Origin of the sequence: Erythrobacter sp. Alg231-14, from assembly GCF_900149685.1 — a bacterium.
Lineage (GTDB): Bacteria > Pseudomonadota > Alphaproteobacteria > Sphingomonadales > Sphingomonadaceae > Erythrobacter.
In genome coordinates, this window is sequence record NZ_LT702999.1 from 839,806 (window position 1) to 853,496 (window position 13,691).

At 56.7% G+C, this 13,691-nt stretch carries 14 protein-coding genes and 1 tRNA gene; 11 read left to right on the forward strand and 4 right to left on the reverse strand.

Annotated elements, in window-relative coordinates; all coding sequences use genetic code 11:
* The first annotated feature begins 461 nt into the window (after positions 1-461).
* The 5 genes from BQ8290_RS03980 to BQ8290_RS04000 all read left to right on the forward strand — a co-directional run bounded on the left by BQ8290_RS03980 (position 462) and on the right by BQ8290_RS04000 (position 4,153).
* Positions 462-1,556, forward strand: coding sequence for a branched-chain amino acid aminotransferase (locus tag BQ8290_RS03980; protein ID WP_108787828.1), 1,095 nt, complete (start codon positions 462-464; stop codon positions 1,554-1,556).
* Between the two features lie 3 nt (positions 1,557-1,559).
* Positions 1,560-2,597: an oxygen-dependent tRNA uridine(34) hydroxylase TrhO gene (gene trhO, locus BQ8290_RS03985; protein ID WP_108787830.1), complete on the forward strand. Its 1,038-nt coding sequence runs from the start codon at positions 1,560-1,562 to the stop codon at positions 2,595-2,597.
* The gene (locus BQ8290_RS03990; protein ID WP_108787832.1) at positions 2,594-3,253 is read left to right on the forward strand and encodes a glutathione S-transferase N-terminal domain-containing protein; all 660 of its coding nucleotides are present in this window, start codon (positions 2,594-2,596) and stop codon (positions 3,251-3,253) included. The genes trhO and BQ8290_RS03990 overlap by 4 nt, the downstream gene beginning before the upstream one ends.
* Before the next feature lie 34 nt (positions 3,254-3,287).
* Positions 3,288-3,665 carry an STAS/SEC14 domain-containing protein gene (locus BQ8290_RS03995; RefSeq protein ID WP_108787834.1) on the forward strand — a complete coding sequence of 126 codons (378 nt, stop codon included), beginning with the start codon at positions 3,288-3,290 and terminating at the stop codon, positions 3,663-3,665.
* A 92-nt stretch (positions 3,666-3,757) separates the two neighbouring features.
* Positions 3,758-4,153 carry a hypothetical protein gene (locus BQ8290_RS04000; RefSeq protein WP_108787836.1) on the forward strand — a complete coding sequence of 132 codons (396 nt, stop codon included), beginning with the start codon at positions 3,758-3,760 and terminating at the stop codon, positions 4,151-4,153.
* Here BQ8290_RS04000 and BQ8290_RS04005 read toward each other — a convergent pair.
* Positions 4,150-5,055: a LysR substrate-binding domain-containing protein gene (locus tag BQ8290_RS04005; RefSeq protein ID WP_108791870.1), complete on the reverse strand. Its 906-nt coding sequence runs from the start codon at positions 5,053-5,055 to the stop codon at positions 4,150-4,152. The genes BQ8290_RS04000 and BQ8290_RS04005 overlap by 4 nt on opposite strands.
* 106 nt (positions 5,056-5,161) lie before the next feature.
* On the opposite strand from BQ8290_RS04005, the gene BQ8290_RS04010 reads away from it, so the two are divergent.
* From BQ8290_RS04010 to BQ8290_RS04020, 3 genes are all read left to right on the forward strand, one after another.
* Positions 5,162-5,863, forward strand: a complete 702-nt coding sequence (locus BQ8290_RS04010; RefSeq protein WP_108787838.1) for a pirin family protein — start codon at positions 5,162-5,164, stop codon at positions 5,861-5,863.
* A 96-nt stretch (positions 5,864-5,959) separates the two neighbouring features.
* On the forward strand, positions 5,960-6,553 hold the full coding sequence (locus tag BQ8290_RS04015) for an NAD(P)H-dependent oxidoreductase (protein WP_108787840.1): 594 nt from the start codon (positions 5,960-5,962) through the stop codon (positions 6,551-6,553).
* 24 nt (positions 6,554-6,577) lie between these two features.
* Complete coding sequence (locus BQ8290_RS04020; RefSeq protein ID WP_108787842.1) at positions 6,578-6,979, forward strand: DoxX family membrane protein; 402 nt, start codon at positions 6,578-6,580, stop codon at positions 6,977-6,979.
* An 89-nt stretch (positions 6,980-7,068) separates the two neighbouring features.
* On the opposite strand, the gene BQ8290_RS04025 is transcribed toward BQ8290_RS04020, so the two are convergent.
* Entirely contained in the window at positions 7,069-9,132 is a 2,064-nt protein-coding gene (locus BQ8290_RS04025) for an NAD(+) synthase (RefSeq protein WP_108787844.1), read from the reverse strand.
* A 239-nt stretch (positions 9,133-9,371) separates the two neighbouring features.
* Here BQ8290_RS04025 and yghU point away from each other — a divergent pair, with 239 nt between their 5' ends.
* The 3 genes from yghU (at position 9,372) to BQ8290_RS04040 (ending at position 11,838) form a co-directional block, all read left to right on the forward strand.
* Positions 9,372-10,238: a glutathione-dependent disulfide-bond oxidoreductase gene (yghU, locus tag BQ8290_RS04030; RefSeq protein ID WP_108787846.1), complete on the forward strand. Its 867-nt coding sequence runs from the start codon at positions 9,372-9,374 to the stop codon at positions 10,236-10,238.
* Between the two features lie 79 nt (positions 10,239-10,317).
* The gene (locus BQ8290_RS04035; protein WP_108787848.1) at positions 10,318-11,703 is read left to right on the forward strand and encodes a glycoside-pentoside-hexuronide (GPH):cation symporter; all 1,386 of its coding nucleotides are present in this window, start codon (positions 10,318-10,320) and stop codon (positions 11,701-11,703) included.
* A 60-nt stretch (positions 11,704-11,763) separates the two neighbouring features.
* Positions 11,764-11,838: transfer RNA gene (locus tag BQ8290_RS04040), tRNA-Gln, on the forward strand.
* A 29-nt stretch (positions 11,839-11,867) separates the two neighbouring features.
* Here BQ8290_RS04040 and BQ8290_RS04045 read toward each other — a convergent pair.
* On the reverse strand, positions 11,868-12,632 hold the full coding sequence (locus BQ8290_RS04045; protein WP_108787850.1) for a glucose 1-dehydrogenase: 765 nt from the start codon (positions 12,630-12,632) through the stop codon (positions 11,868-11,870).
* 68 nt (positions 12,633-12,700) lie between these two features.
* Positions 12,701-13,678, reverse strand: coding sequence for an FAD-dependent oxidoreductase (locus BQ8290_RS04050; RefSeq protein ID WP_108787852.1), 978 nt, complete (start codon positions 13,676-13,678; stop codon positions 12,701-12,703).
* Between the last annotated feature and the right edge of the window lie 13 nt (positions 13,679-13,691).

A 13,691-nucleotide genomic window follows, 5' to 3' on the forward strand; every position in this document is an offset into this window, starting at 1 on the left:
GCGAACCGCCCTTCATGGTCAGCGGCCGTAAAGCGCCGCTCACGAAACCTTACTCGGTAAGAGGTTTACCGAATATGCTCCGTAGGGTGCTTCACCGACCTCGCTACTGAACCATGAGACATCGGATCACCTCCTTTCGCGCTATAAAGCCAAGACCAGCCGTTTCACCGGGGGCCAAGAACGTCGTTTACCGCCGCTCTCACCCACCTTTGTGAATCATGACCGGCCAAGCGACAAGTCTTGTATTTATCTTTTCCCACGTCATAATCCGGCGCTTCCGCGTATCAAAAGCACTCTTTCCCCTTTCAGCCATGCTGAAGCGGGCGAATTCGACGCGTGCCATCGAGGTTTGGCTGCGCGATTGTGGAAATTAACAAAGGAATCGCCAAAACACCCGGTACTGCGCATCGGCATGCTCTTGGGGCTTGCCCTGATTTGCGCAGGTCAGTAATCGCCCTTGCATGCAATTTACGACGATCCCACACCCCGCCCCCACGCCAGACGCTGAGCGTGAAGCAGCCATTGCCGATCCCGGATTTGGCACAGTCTTTACCGATCACATGGTCACCATCGACTATGACGAAGCGGATAAAGAGGCCGGCGGCACCGGTTGGCATTCTCCAACGATCGGCCCTCGGGTCCCCATCCCGCTCGATCCAGCGGCCAGCGTCCTTCACTACGCGCAGGAAATATTCGAAGGCATGAAGGCCTTTACCCATGCCGATGGCGGTATGGCGATGTTCCGGCCGGAGGCGAACGCATCGCGTTTCAACGCCAGCGCTCGCCGGATGGCGATGCCGGAAATTCCAGAAGAACTGTTTCTCGAAGCGGTTCGGCTTGCGGTGAAGACCGACGCGAAATGGATGCCACCTGTGGATGGCGGATCGCTCTATATCCGCCCGTTTATGTTCGCGTCTGAGGCGTTTTTGGGTGTGCGCCCGGCACGGCAGTACAAATTCGTCGTTATCTTGGTGTCGACCAGCAATTATTTCAAAGGTGGCGTGAACCCGGTCAAAATCTGGGTCAGTCAAGATTACGTCCGCGCAGCCCCCGGCGGCACAGGCGCGGCAAAAACCGGCGGCAATTACGCCGCCAGCCTTGTCCCGCAAGCCGAAGCGATTTCAAAAGGATGCGATCAGGTCGTGTTCCTTGACGCTGCGAACCACAAATGGGTCGAAGAATTGGGCGGAATGAACTTGTTCTTTATCCGCCGCGACGGCAGCGTCATCACCCCGCCGCTGACCGGCACAATCCTGCCCGGCATCACCCGCGACAGCCTGATCGCGATGCTGCGCGAAGAGGGGCTGGAAGTGCGCGAGGAACCCTATTCGATAGACCAATGGCGCACTGAGGCGGAAAGCGGCGAGCTGCTCGAAACGCTCGCCTGCGGCACCGCAGCGGTTGTGACCCCGGTTGGCACAGTCGCATCACCCGATGGGGAGTTTACCATCGGCACCGGCGGCATTGGTCAAATGGCAATGAAAATGCGCGAACGTTTGGTCGGGCTGCAAAATGGACAGATCGGCGACCAGCACGGCTGGGTGATGCGGGTTTGAATTGTGGCTGAAACAATCCAAGTCGCCGCTCTTTATTGCTTCGCGCCGTTCGATGATCCGGCTGCGCTTCAACCGGCTTTGCAGGCCGCGTGCGAAGACGCCGAAGTGTGCGGAACTGTATTGCTCGCCCCAGAGGGTGTGAACGGTACGATTGCGGGATCCGCCCAAGGCATTGAACAGGTGTTGAATCACATTCGTTCGCTGCCCGGTTGCGGCGAATTCGATGTCAAATTCTCCCACGCAGAAGAACGCCCGTTTAACCGCATGAAAGTCCGGTTGAAACGTGAGATCGTGACAATGGGCGAACCGGACATAGACCCCCGCGCCAGCGTTGGCAGCTATGTTGCGCCGCAGGATTGGAACGCGCTCATCAGCGATCCCGACACCATCGTGATCGACACCCGCAACGATTATGAAGTCGCCATCGGGACGTTCGAAGGCGCGGTCGATCCCAAGACCCCCAGCTTTCGCGACTTTCCAGCATGGTTTCGCGAACACCGCGACGATTTGCTGGAGGGCAAGAAACGCGTGGCGATGTTCTGCACCGGCGGCATTCGCTGTGAGAAATCGACCAGTTTCCTGCGCAAAGAAGGCGTGGAGGATGTGTTCCACCTCAAAGGCGGCATCCTCAAATATCTCGAGACGGTGCCCGAAGCGGACAGCAAATGGGACGGTGAATGCTTCGTCTTTGACCAACGCGTTGCAGTGAAACACGGCTTAGAGCTTGGCTCATACGGGCAATGTTTTGCGTGCCGTATGCCGTTGAGCGAGGCGGAGATGGCATCAGATGATTACATGCCGGGCGTCGCTTGTCCGCATTGCATCGACACCCGTGATGAAGCGCAGCGCGCACGCTATGCCGAGCGGCAACGCCAACAACAATTGGCAAAGCAGCGCGGCGAAGCTCATGTGGGCGCCACGCTCAAAGATGCGGCTGATTCCGCACAAGACAGCGCGCCAAACCTTCCGGATGGCGGGTGGGAGGCCAACTTCCCCATTGGGCTTTCTCCTGACGTTGACAAGCAAGAGAGCGGCGATTGAGCACCCTCCCCACCCTCTATTCCTTTCGACGCTGTCCCTATGCGATGCGCGCGCGGATGGCTCTTTGGATTGCGGGCATTGCGGTTGAACTGCGCGAAGTGAAATTGGCCGATAAGCCGCCAGAATTGATCGCGGCTTCGGTCAAGGCGACCGTTCCTGTTCTTGTTCTAACCGATGGCACAATCGTTGAAGAAAGCGTCGCGATAATGCGCTGGGCTTTGGCCCAAAGCGATCCCGAAAATTGGCTTGGCGGAGACGATGCCGGGTTGATTGCTCAAGCCGATGGCCCGTTCAAACATCACCTTGATCGGTACAAATACCCCAACCGCTACAGCGAAGAGCCGGATCACGGCGCCGTTGATCATCGCGCACTCGGGTTGGCCATTCTTGAACAATTGGATGCGCGGATTGGCGCACATGGCCAATTGTGCGGGGCCAATCGATCATTGTCCGATATCGCGCTTTTCCCCTTCATCCGCCAATTCGCCAATCACGACCGCGGATGGTTCGACGCGCTCGACCTGCCGCATTTGCACCCGTGGTTGGCGGGGCATCTCGCATCCAATCTGTTTGCGCAGATCATGCCAAAGTTCACGCCGTGGAAATCCGGCGATGCCCCGATCGCATTTGGCCCAATGATCGAAACAGGCGTTTAGTCAAAGTTTACGCAATTCCGCTACGACAACGGTCATGCAAAGCCTCGCGCCCGATTTTCGCGTTACGCGCAACGACGCCAATCGAGAGATCCATTGGGTCGCCATCGGTTTGTGGACGGAACAGACATTGGCCGATTTGCAGGCTAAACTCATCCAGATGGCCAAACCCTATTTAGAAGATCGCCAAGGGTTTCGGGTCCTAGGCGATCTGCGCGAATTGGCGGTGCAATCGCGCGAAATGGCCGAGAAAATTCGCCAATCGCAAGAAGCCTCTGCCCAATTGGGTGTCGAACGGATGGCATTTGTCTATTCGTCGGTGTTGGTGAAGCAACAATTTCGCCGGTTAAGCGCTGCGCTTGAGATTGAATTTTTTGACAACAAAGCCGACGCGATCAACTGGCTTCGCGGGTAACACAGTCCCAAACGCACAGGTCAGTATCGTTCCGAAACGACCATTGGTTTTCGGCAAGCACTCTTGAACATTTTGCCATTAGGATCGTTCCCATGACTGATCTTGCGCCAACATCCCATGTTTCCAACGATTTGCATCGCGGAGAATTGTATTTCTCGATCGCGGGCCTTTGGGAGCTCGAAGACATGAAAGATTTCGTGATCGAATTGAACAAAAACGCTTGGCCTTTGGTCAAAGCGGGTCACAAAATTCATGTTATCGGCGCAATGGAAGGATTCGTGCCGCAGACGCGGGAAACGGGTGACGTGATCCGCGATCATTTGATTGAATCGCGCCAACATGGGCTGACGAGGGTCGCGTTGTATGGCGCTTCGTCGCTGGTGAAACTGCAATATAAGCGGTTGAGCAAAGGCATCGATGTGGAATTTTTTGATTCCAAATTCGAAGCGGCACGATGGCTGCGCCGTCCTTATGAAGACGCCGCCTAATCGGTTTGGGTTCGGGCCAATTCGTTTCGAAACGCATCGATAAGCCAGTGGGTCGCCGGGCCCAATTGCGCATCGCGCCGCCACAAAGCCATCAAATCATATTCGGCGCCCGGATCTTCGGGTAGGTCGAGTTCAACCAATCGCCCCGATGCCAGATCATCGGCGACCATATTGCGCGGCATGTTGCCCCACCCCAACCCTTCTCTCAAAAGCGAATGTTTGGCGGCTAGGTCACCCAGCCTCCAGGTTAGCGGGCTGAGCACCGAGAATTCGCGCCCTTGAGTGCGGCTGGATCGATCGGACAAAACCAATTGCAAATGATTGCGTGTCTCGCCTGGCGCGATCTCTTGTTGTGTCAGAGGATGCTCCGGCCCGGCCACCGGAATGAGCATCACGGACCCCACCGCCTGTTTCTCCAACATCGGGTCATCCCCAATCGTCGGTCCACCAATCGCCAATTGCGCGTCTTCATCGATCAAACATGACACAACCGCGCCCAAGGCCTCCACCCGCAAACGCAGCGCCACGGTGGGATACCAATCGCGAAACGAGCGCAGGACATGCGCGGTCACCTCGCCTGGAACCATTGCATCAACGACTAAGGTCAGTCGGGTTTCCACCCCGGCATGGATGCTTTGTGTCTTGGCCAACAAAGCATCGACACGATCGGTGATCGAACGCGCCTCTGCCAACAACCCTTCGCCAGCTTCGGTTAGGATCGGTTTGCGCGACCCCTCACGTTCAAACAATGTCACCGCCAATTGCGCCTCCAACTGAGCGATGCCGTAACTGATGGCGGAAACGGCGCGGGCCATGTCTCGCGCGGCGGCGCCAAAACTGCCGAGTTCGGCGACCTTTAGGAATATGCGCAATTGATCGAGGCTGGGATCACCGAGTTTCATCATAGAATGTTCGGATAGTTAGAACATTTTATCAAGTTTTATCGCACTTATCCAATCACACTTTCGATCGTATCTCCTTTCTCAACGAACAAACGGAGACACTGAGATGATCGAACTGCGTCCATTCAAATCGCTGGGTTCCGCCAATCACGGTTGGCTTGATGCCCATCACCACTTCGCCTTTGGCGGCTATCACGCACCTGATCGCGTCAATTGGGGCTCTCTTCGGGTCTGGAACGACGACACGATCGCGCCCGGCACCGGCTTTCCCCTGCACCCCCACAACGACATGGAAATCATCACCTATGTCCGCAAAGGGGCCATCACGCATCGCGACAATCAAGGGAATGAAGGCCGCACAGAAGCGGGCGACGTTCAGGTCATGAGCGCTGGAACCGGCATCCAGCATTCAGAATACAATCGCGAGGACGAAGACACAGAGATCTTCCAAATCTGGATCATTCCGGACACTCGCGGAGGAGAGCCAAGTTGGGGCGCTCGCAGCTTCCCCAAGGCCGATCGTTCCGGTGCGTTTGTGCCGCTCGCCAGCGGGGCTTCGAATGATGATGACGCCTTGCCGATCCGCACCAATGCAAGCGTCTTGGGCGCATCGATCAAAGCCGGCGATAGCGTGACCTACACCCCGGCCTCTGCCGACCGTCACCTGTATTTGGTGCCCGCCATCGGCAAAGTTCGGGTCGACGATGTGGAGGCGAATGCCCGTGATGGCGTCGCCATCACTCAACATGCCGCAATTACGGTCACTGCGATTGAAGACAGCGAAATTGTCCTCGTGGACGCTGTTTAACACACCCCCTCGGCGCCGGTCTGCCCCCCTCCTTCCCCATCCAAGGATCAGGCCGGCCCCACCCCTTTTTTCCAACTTTTCTAGGAGTATCCCATCATGACCAATATCCTTCACATCACCGCCAGCATCCGCAAAGACGACAGCGTTTCCACCGCTCTTGGCAATGCGTTGACCGCTGGATTGGCCGCAAAATCGGGCGCAACGATCACCGCCCGCGATCTTAGCGATCAAGCCCTACCCTTCGTAAGCGAAGATCGTTTCGCGGCGGGCCTAACCCCTGCCGCAGAACGCACCGCGGATCAGGCCGAACTGGCCGAAGTTGGCGATATATTGATCGCCGAACTGCAGGCCGCCGACACAATTGTCATCAGCTCGCCAATGTACAATTTCGGCGCACCGGCATCGCTTAAAGCATGGGCCGATCTGGTTGCGCGCGCAGGGACTACATTCAAATATACAGAGAATGGGCCGGTCGGACTGTTGGAGGGCAAAACCGCCTATATCGCCGCCGCATCCGGCGGAACTCCAGTGGGCGGGGACATGGATTTCATGTCGAATTGGTTGACCTTTTTCCTCGGCTTTTTGGGGGTCAAGGATGTTCAAATCATCGCCGCCGATGGCATCATGGGCACAGACGGCGCAGACAAAATTGCCGCCGCCCACGCGCGCATTGCAGACATCACAGCATAAGCATCTATTCCAAGGGGAATTACAATGAACACCACCCAGATTTCATCGCCTCAGCAAGATGCCACCGCGCTCGTCGGGCGCCTGTTGCTTGCCGCTTTGTTTGTCTTAGCGGGTATCAACAAGATCGGCGCAGCGGAGGGGATGACAGGATACATAGCCTCTGCCGGATTGCCCGCGCCAGAATTGATCTTTTACGCAACGGTCGCGCTTGAAATTGGCGGCGGACTGTTGCTCGCTGTGGGGCTTAAGGCGCGCTATGCCGCCGCCGCACTCGGTTTGTTCAGCATCGCCGCGGCAGTGCTGTTTCACAACAATTTTGCCGAGCAAGCCGAGATTACGAGCTTTCTCAAGAACTTCGCGATCGGTGGCGGTATGTTCATGGTCGCCGCATTCGGTCCGGGGCGTTACTCGATTGATCGCGGATGATTTGGCCCCAATCGGCCGCGCATAACACAGGAAAAGGGTCGGGCTGCGAAATGCAGTCCGGCCCTTTCTATTGCCTCATCCCGGCCAGATTATTTGCCGTCTGGCAATGCTGCCTTCAATTCTTCGACCCACACATCGGCCACCGCATCGGATGGCGCGCGCCAATCACCGCGCGGCGACAAGGCGCCTTGTGAGCTGACTTTGGGACCGTTCGGAATGGCGCTGCGTTTGAATTGTGAGAAGCCAAAGAAGCGTTTCAGGAACAATTCGAGCCAAGATGCAATTTCAGTGAGATCGTATTGATTTTTGCGATCCTCGGGGAAACCAGCCGGCCAATCGCCTGCCTTCGCATCACGCCAAGCGTGATAGGCTAGGAACGCGATTTTCCCGGGACGTTGTCCGTATCGGATTGTGTGGTGGAGGAAGAAATCGTTCAGCTCGTAGGGGCCGACTTTCTCTTCGGTGCTTTGCATTGCTCCGTCTTCGTCGGCTGGGATCAGTTCTGGTGAAATCACCGTGTCATACACCGCCATCAGGACTTCGCCGCATTCTTGCGTGAATTGCTGAGTCTCCACCGTCCACCGGATAAGATACCGGATCAAAGTCTTGGGCACGCCGGAATTCACGCCGTAATGGCTCATGTGATCGCCAACGCCATAGGTGCACCAGCCCAGCGCAAGTTCGCTGAGATCACCCGTTCCGACGACAAAGCCGCCATGTTGGCCGGCAATGCGGAAGAGGTAATCGGTGCGCAGGCCCGCCTGTACATTCTCAAACGTCACATCGTAGACCGGTTCCCCTTTCGCAAAGGGGTGGCCCATATCTTCCAACATGCGGGTCGCAGCCGGTTTGATGTCGATCTCTTCGGACGTGATCCCGAATGCCTCCATCAATTTCCACGCATTGCCCTTTGTCTCATCCGACGTGCCGAAACCGGGCATTGTGTAACCACGAATGGCCGTGCGCGGCAGGCCAAGCCGATCACATGCTTTACAAGCAACGATCAATGCATGCGTGCTGTCCAACCCGCCCGAAATGCCGATAACCAACGATTTGGCATGCGAAGCCTTGATCCGACGCATCAGGGCATCGACCTGAATGTTGAACGCTTCGTAGCAGTCTTCGTCCAAGGTTTTTTGATTGTTGGGCACGAATGGAAAACGACGGACAGGACGGATCAAACCGATATCGCCCGCCTCAATGGCGTGATCGAATACGATTCGGCGGAATGAGTCTTCGGGCCTGCCATGCGCCTCAGCAGCGTCGGTGAATGTCTGATTGCGCATCCGTTCGGCCGCAATCCGATCGGTGTCGATATCTACAACGCACAGTTCCGGGTCGAGATCGAACCGGGCGCTTTCAGTCAACAATCCGCCAAGTTCGTAAATGACGCCCTGACCATCCCATGCCAAATCGGTTGTGCTTTCCCCATGGCCGCTGGCGGAATAGGCGTAGGCGCATATTGATCGCGCCGAGCTGGATCGGCAATGCAAATGGCGATCGTCGGCGCGGCCAATGGTGATCGGCGATGCCGACAAGTTGCAGAGAATCAACGCCCCAGCCAAAGCCGCTAATGTGCCAGGTGGATTGGGCGCCCAGAAATCCTCGCAAATTTCTACGCCAAATGTGAAACCAGTTAGGTTCGACGCAGAAAACACCAGATCGGTGCCAAACGGCACTTCCTCTCCGTTCACGCCGATCCAAAGGTCTTGGCAATTGCGCCCATGGGCAAAGTGGCGCTTTTCATAGAATTCGCGGTAATTGGGCAAGTAGCTTTTGGGGATCACTCCCAACAATTCACCCTGCGAAATGACCAGCGCACAATTGTACAGCTTTGCATTGCGACGGAGCGCGGCACCAATCACCAAGACAGGCGATAAATCCGCGCTCGCCTCAACAATGTCACCGATCGCCGCCTCTGTTGCGTCCAACAACGCGTTTTGCATATGCAAATCATCGATCGCGTAAGACGACACGCACAGTTCGGGATAGACCACCAAATCGACATTTTGCGCATGGGCTTTGCGTGCTTCGGATAAGATACCGGCAGTATTGTACGCAACATCGCCCGTGCGCACACAAGGGGTAGACGTTGCAACCCGCACAAAACCGTGAGCGTGCATATCGAAAAAGGGATGCGAAGTGGTGGCCATGTTGCGGGCGGTGTCCTGTTTAAATCGTCAAACCCGCTCTAGCGGGTAAACAACGGCGTTACAAAGCCCGGCATTACGGGGGCGACAAGTTCGGCTTTCAGGCGGGACAGGGAAAATGCGACTTTGTGATGGCTGCACAGCGTTGCACAAAGCCGCGCGAACCTCCAATTGAATGATCAAGGGTCAGAGGGAACACGCACTCCCCCTCTTTCGAGGCCCAATAAAAGGAGACTTACGATATGGCCGATGCAACTTACACTCCCCCCGAAGTTTGGAACGCCGACACCGAATCCGGCGGCCGATTTGCCAGCATCAATCGCCCGACCGCTGGCGCGCGCGAAGACAAAGAATTGCCGCGCGGCGAAAATCCGTTTCAATTGCATTCTTTGGCCACGCCCAACGGCGTCAAAGTAACCATCATGCTCGAAGAGCTGTTGGAAAAAGGGCACACGGGCGCAGAATACGACGCCTACACGGTCAACATTGGCGATGGTCAACAATTCACCAGCGGTTTTGTCGGCATCAATCCCAATTCGAAAATCCCTGCGCTCATTGATGCAAGCGGTGACACAGACTTTCGCGTTTTCGAATCCGGCGCGATCCTTGTCCATTTGGCCGAAAAGTTCGGGGAGTTTCTACCCACCGATCCCGCCGCACGCGCAGAAGTGATGAGCTGGGTTTTCTGGCAAGTTGGCACCGGGCCATTCATCGGCGGCGGGTTTGGGCATTTCTACGCCTATGCCCCCGAGAAATACGAATACCCGATCAACCGCTACGCCATGGAGGCAAAGCGCATCTTTGACGTGGCCGATCAACAATTGGGCAAGACACGTTTCCTTGCGGGCGACGAATACACGATAGCCGATATGGCCAATTTCCCGTGGCTCGCCCCGTTTGTTGCAGGCACCATCTACAATGAAGCCAAAACCTTCTTGTCGATTGATGATTACCAAAATGTTGGCCGGTGGGCGCGCGAAATCGCCACTCGTCCCGGCGTCCAGCGCGGGCGTTTGGTGAACAAGGTGTGGGGCGATGAGGATCAACAATTGATTGAACGCCATTCGCCATCCGATTTCGATGGAAAGAACCTCGACTTCACATTTTGATCGTTTGATCACACACAAATAATGGGCTGGAAGTTCTTGGACTTCCGGCCCATTGTTGTTTTGTGATTGAGAACAAGCATTGAGCGCCCAACAACACGACAAGATTCGGCTTAAGGAAAAGCTGGGTTACGGTGTGGGGGATCTGCCGTCTGGGTTGTATCTCAATTTCTTTGGCGCCTACCTTTTGTATTTCTTCGTTGACCTGGGCGGTGTTGCCCCGGCGGCGATGGGCTTCATGCTTCTGATTTCCCGAGTGATCGACGCCGTCACCGACCCGTTGATGGGAGCATTGAGCGATCGTACCCGTACGCGGTGGGGGCGGTATCGTCCGTATCTTTTGTTCGGCGCGATCCCGTTCGGCATCACCGGCTTTGCTATTTTCGCCGCGCCGCCGATGTCGGTCGGATGGTTGTTGGTGTGGGCCTACGTCACATACGGGCTTGCCATGCTGGCCTTTACCGCTGTGAACGTGCCGTATTCCGGTTTGTTGGGGGTTATTTCCCCATCAGCAAAAGAACGTGCCAGCGTAACGGCGTATCGCATGTTCTTCTCTGGTTTTGCTGGGATCATGGTGGGGGTCTTGGCCACGACATTGGTGCGCGAATTGGGCGGCACAGACGAAGCGCGCGGCATTATGCTGACGATGGGTGTTTTCTCAGCCTTGGCGGTGGTGGTCTATCTTACGACTTTTGCGACAACCAAAGAGCGCATTCCCGCGGCACCCACAAACACCACCATTCGCCGCGACCTTGGCACATTGGTGCGGACATCGGCGTGGATCGTTGTGGCGACGTCCGCCGTGTTTGGCGTTCTTTCCATTGCAAGCCGTGCGGCCACGGCGCGTTTCTTTTTCAAATATGTCGCGGGCGATGACGGCGCGCCGGTGTTCTTATTCCTTGATCGGTTTGGCCTTTTCCTAACCGCGTTGGCCTTGGGTCAAATCAGCGGAGTGTTGATTGCCTTCACCTTGCAACGCCGATTCGAAAAATCGCATCTTATTATTGCGGGCGGCGCGATGAAGGTTGCTGGGATCGCAATCTTTGCCCTTGTCCCGCTGGATGCGGTGTGGCCGCAAACGATCGCGCAGTATTTCGTCGGCATCGGATTTGGCTTTTTGATGGTGCTCGCATTTTCCATGTTCACTGACATCGCCGAATTTATCGATTGGAAATCGGGACAGCAAATGACCGCATTGACGGTGTCGGCATCCATTTTTGCGGTGAAAATCGGCATGGGATTGGGCGGCGCTCTACCGGGATTGGTGCTTGAATGGACCGGTTTTGTCGCGGGCGAAGCACAAAGCGAACAGGCGATTGCCGGCATCAATTTTGCGTTTGCGGTGATGCCAGCCTTGATCTTGTTTCCCGCCGCCATCGCCATGATGTTCTACCGTTTGGACCACAAAACCATCGCAAAGGTCGAACGCGATTTGGCCACGCGCCGGGCAGAACAATCGCCGATATAGAAATAACCGACTAAACACCCTTCACATATGCAAAAGAGGCGTTATATCGCGCTCTCCTGCTGGGGCGTCGCCAAGTGGTAAGGCACCGCTTTTTGGTAGCGGCATTCGCAGGTTCGATCCCTGCCGCCCCAGCCAGGAATACCCTAAATTCGGTCAACCATGCTTCAGACTGTGCCTGCAACGCACAGATTCTGCCCGGTTACCCATTCGCCCGAAGCGCCGACAAGATAGAGCACACAGGCAGCAATATCGCGCGGTGTGCCGAGTCGTCCCGCGGGTAGGTTCAGTTGTTCGAGCAAGGGACCGAAATCTTCGTCGGTCATGTCCAACGCCTTTTTCACGGTGTCGGTCGGAACAAATCCAGGAAGGATGGCATTCACGCGAATCTTTTGCGCTCCCATTTCCAGCGCCAATGTCTTGGTCAACATATTCACGCCCGCTTTCGCCGCGCTGTAATGTCCACTGCCCGGAAATGGATCGCGGCCCGCCATGCTTGATGTGTTCACGATGCTGCCGCCGTCTTTCATATGCCGCGCGGCCGCCCGAACCCCGTAAAACACAGATGAGAGGTTAACCGCCAAGGTCTTATCCCATTCCGCCGGGTCCAATTCGGTGATCGGCGCCGACACCAAGGATCCGCCCGCATTGTTGATCCAAATATCCAGCCGGCCAAATTCGTCTACGGCCCGCTGGGCCAAGGCATCCATGTCTTCGGCGCTGGACACGTCTGTGGCTTGTGCGATGGCGCGGCCTGCTGAATTGCTGGCGTTGATCGCATCGGCGACACCGGAAATTTGATCATTCGACCGCGCGGCGCACACCACATTGGCACCCGCTTCGGCAAGCAAATGGGCGATGCCTTCGCCAATGCCTCTACCCGCTCCAGTGATAACGGCGGTTTGGCCCGATAGGTCGAACAGATCCTGCATGCAGTCTTACTCCTGAAATTGATCAAGAGCGAAACTTGGCCCGCAACCGGATCCGCGTCCACTAACGGTTATGGTGACGGTGATTGGGATCCGAGCACCGCATCGGCCAAGGCAATGCCTGAAATCCATGCCCCTTCGACCCGTGGCGAATGCAAGTAATCGCCGGCGATCCCGATTTGCGCGTCCGCATCAAATCGCGCAGGTTCGCCGGTCGCCGCCGCAGGCTTCGCATACAACCAACGATGCGCGGTGACGTGAATGGGGGCGCCCACAATGGCGCCTGTTTGATCGGCGAAGTCTTTCAACAGGATCGGCCCGACCTCTTCTTTCGGGAGATCGATGATCTCGGCGCTGCGGTCTGCACTGGCGTGCAGCACCCAACATTCAACACCGGTGCGTCCCGGTTTAGCCGAATTGCGCGCGGCCCAAGCAATCCGCGCATCGTGATCTGCGACGCAATCAGACGCGATCGGCAAGGGTTGCGCAAATCCGGCCATAACCGCCCAACACGGCTCTGATACGACCTGAGCGGGCACCGAGGCGAGTTCTGGGTCGATATCGGTCAGCAAATCGCTCGCTTGTTCCGCGGGCACTGCGATCAGGACGATGTTTGCCGAATAGACGGCATCGCCCGTATCGACGCGATATTGCCCGTTCAATTGGCTTATATTCATGGCGCGAACGCCCCATCGCACGTCCAAACCATCCGCCATTGCGCGGATTGGGCCGTTCATGCCGGGTGTGCCGACCCAAGCTTTGTCTTCGCCAGTATCAGCCTCTGGCCAGCGCGCGACGACGCCGCGCTCCTGCCATTGTTCGATGGTGGATTGAAAACGGGGATCGCGCGCGGTGAAGAATTGCGCGCCGTGATCGAAACCGACCGTCTCACCGTCTATGTCTGCCCGCCGCGCCGCCATGCGACCGCCCGGCCCTCGACCTTTGTCCAATACCCGCACATCGCGCCCGGCCCCAGCCAAACGCACCGCGCATGAAAGCCCGGCCATGCCCGCGCCAACTATCAAAATATCGCTGTGTTGATTATCCATGCACCCACAACGC

Bases quoted from the DNA above. Each gene is read 5' to 3' on its own strand.
- BQ8290_RS04050 (WP_108787852.1), bottom strand. From the start codon at position 13,678: ATGGATAATCAACACAGCGATATTTTGATAGTTGGCGCGGGCATGGCC.
- BQ8290_RS04020 (WP_108787842.1), top strand. From the start codon at position 6,578: ATGAACACCACCCAGATTTCATCGCCTCAGCAAGATGCCACCGCGCTC.
- BQ8290_RS04025 (WP_108787844.1), bottom strand. From the start codon at position 9,132: ATGGCCACCACTTCGCATCCCTTTTTCGATATGCACGCTCACGGTTTT.
- BQ8290_RS03980 (WP_108787828.1), top strand. From the start codon at position 462: ATGCAATTTACGACGATCCCACACCCCGCCCCCACGCCAGACGCTGAG.
- yghU (WP_108787846.1), top strand. From the start codon at position 9,372: ATGGCCGATGCAACTTACACTCCCCCCGAAGTTTGGAACGCCGACACC.
- BQ8290_RS04010 (WP_108787838.1), top strand. From the start codon at position 5,162: ATGATCGAACTGCGTCCATTCAAATCGCTGGGTTCCGCCAATCACGGT.
- BQ8290_RS04000 (WP_108787836.1), top strand. From the start codon at position 3,758: ATGACTGATCTTGCGCCAACATCCCATGTTTCCAACGATTTGCATCGC.
- BQ8290_RS04015 (WP_108787840.1), top strand. From the start codon at position 5,960: ATGACCAATATCCTTCACATCACCGCCAGCATCCGCAAAGACGACAGC.
- BQ8290_RS04005 (WP_108791870.1), bottom strand. From the start codon at position 5,055: ATGAAACTCGGTGATCCCAGCCTCGATCAATTGCGCATATTCCTAAAG.
- BQ8290_RS03995 (WP_108787834.1), top strand. From the start codon at position 3,288: ATGCAAAGCCTCGCGCCCGATTTTCGCGTTACGCGCAACGACGCCAAT.
- BQ8290_RS04045 (WP_108787850.1), bottom strand. From the start codon at position 12,632: ATGCAGGATCTGTTCGACCTATCGGGCCAAACCGCCGTTATCACTGGA.